This window comes from Streptomyces sp. NPDC059567 (assembly GCF_042735655.1).
Classification (GTDB): Bacteria; Actinomycetota; Actinomycetes; order Streptomycetales; family Streptomycetaceae; genus Streptomyces.
In genome coordinates, this window is the sequence record NZ_JBHWBS010000162.1 from 1 (window position 1) to 2,038 (window position 2,038).

Here is a 2,038-nt window from a genome sequence, read left to right on the forward strand (position 1 = left end):
GGCTGATCCGGCCTGCGGAACGACTCAGGCCCAGGGAGCGGGATATACCCTCTCACCTGGGCCTGAGTCATGCAGAGCGGGCGACGGGAATCGAACCCGCGTAGCTAGTTTGGAAGACTAGGGCTCTACCATTGAGCTACGCCCGCAAAGGACGCGCCGCAGGTCACGAGGGCCGCGGCACGGACAGCATCGTAGCGGGTCCCGGGCGGTCCCCGCACGCCCTATAAAGAGGGGGCGTCGCACTGTCTCCGTGCATGTACCCTACGTGTCGCACCGACGGGGTGTGGCGCAGCTTGGTAGCGCGTCCGCTTTGGGAGCGGAAGGCCGTGGGTTCAAATCCCGCCACCCCGACCACCAAGATCACGGAACACATGATCGCGTTGTGGGCCTCATCCCGCTTGCGGTTACTATGCAAGCTGCGTGCCCGTGTGTCTCTCTGACCGGGCCGATCGGCCGGAACCGCCACCAAGCGGCATCGGCAGAATCCAAGAATCAGCCACCAAGGAGACCGAACCGTGAAGAGCGCCGTGGAGACCCTGAACCCGACCCGGGTTCGGCTCACTGTCGAGGTGCCCTTCGAGGAGCTCAAGGACAGCCTCGACGCGGCGTACAAGAAGATCAACCAGCAGGTCACGGTCAAGGGCTTCCGCAAGGGCAAGATCCCGGCTCGTGTGATCGACCAGCGGTTCGGCCGTGGTGCGGTGCTGGAGGAGGCCGTCAACGACGCCCTCCCGAAGTTCTACACCGAGGCCGTCAACGAGGCCGAGGTCAACCCGCTGGGTCAGCCCGAGGTCGACATCACCGAGCTGAAGGACGGCGAGCTGCTGGCCTTCACCGCCGAGGTCGACATCCGCCCGACGATCGAGATCCCGGACTACTCCGGCATCGAGGTCACCGTCGACGCGGTCGAGGTCACCGACGAGGACGTCGAGAAGTCCGTGGAGCAGCTGCGCGAGCGCTTCGCCTCCACGAACCCGGTCGAGCGTGCCGCGGCCGAGGGTGACGTCGTCACCATCGACCTCGAGGCCAAGGTCGACGGCGAGGTCCTGCCCGACGGTGTCGCCCAGGGCGTCTCGTACACCATCGGTTCCGGCGAGCTCCTCGACGGCATCGACGAGGCCGTCACCGGCCTCGAGGCCGGCGGCGAGGCCACCTTCACCTCGCAGCTGAAGGGCGGCTCCGCCGAGGGCAAGGACGCCGAGGTCGCCGTCAAGGTCACCGCCGTCGCCGCCCGTGAGCTCCCCGAGCTGGACGACGACTTCGCGCAGCTCGCGTCGGAGTTCGACACCCTCGACGAGCTCAAGGCCGACAGCCGCAAGCGCCTCGAGAACATGAAGCAGTTCGACCAGGCCACCCAGGCCCAGGAGCGCGTCCTCGACGAGCTGCTGAAGCTGGCGGACGTCCCGATGCCCGAGAAGCTGCTCGAGGACGAGATCAACACCCGCAAGCACAACCTGGAGCACCACCAGCTCGGCCAGATGGGCCTGACCCTCGAGAAGTACCTGGAGATCCAGGGCAAGACCGAGGAAGAGTTCCTGGCGGAGACCAAGGAGCAGGCCGAGAAGGGCATCAAGACGCAGTTCATCCTCGATGAGCTCGTCAACAAGGAGAAGCTGAACGTCAGCCAGGAGGAGCTCACCGAGCACCTCATGCGCCGCGCCGCCTCCTCCGGCATGTCCCCCGACCAGTTCGCCCAGGCCGTCGTCGAGGGTGGCCAGGTGCCGATGCTCGTCGGCGAGGTCGCCCGGGGCAAGGCCCTCGCGGTCGTCGTCGAGGCCGCCAAGGTCGTCGACACCAACGGTGAGGTCGTGGACCTCGAGGACGACGAGGACGAGACCGCCGTCGAGGCCGTCGAGGCCGTCACCGGCGAGACCGAGGTCGCCGAGGAGAAGAACGAGGCCTGAGCCTCGCTTCGAACCGCAGGTCCACGGGCCCGGACGCACTGCTGTGCGCCCGGGCCCGGGCCCGATTGCCCGCCGCCCCGGGGGGGGGCCAACCAGGCGCGGCCCCCGCACAGGGTGTGTGCAGGGGTGGGGGT

Annotated in this window: 1 protein-coding gene and 2 tRNA genes; 2 read left to right on the top strand and 1 reads right to left on the bottom strand. The window is 67.7% G+C overall.

All coding sequences use genetic code 11. From position 1 onward, the window contains the following. Positions 1 to 75: 75 nt before the first annotated feature. Positions 76 to 146, bottom strand: a tRNA-Gly gene (locus ACFVZW_RS35915). A 131-nt stretch (positions 147 to 277) separates the two neighbouring features. Here ACFVZW_RS35915 and ACFVZW_RS35920 point away from each other — a divergent pair. After that, positions 278 to 354 (top strand) — tRNA-Pro (locus tag ACFVZW_RS35920). A 161-nt stretch (positions 355 to 515) separates the two neighbouring features. After that, positions 516 to 1,904, top strand: a complete 1,389-nt coding sequence (gene tig, locus ACFVZW_RS35925; RefSeq protein ID WP_384530648.1) for a trigger factor — start codon at positions 516 to 518, stop codon at positions 1,902 to 1,904. Positions 1,905 to 2,038: the final 134 nt, after the last annotated feature.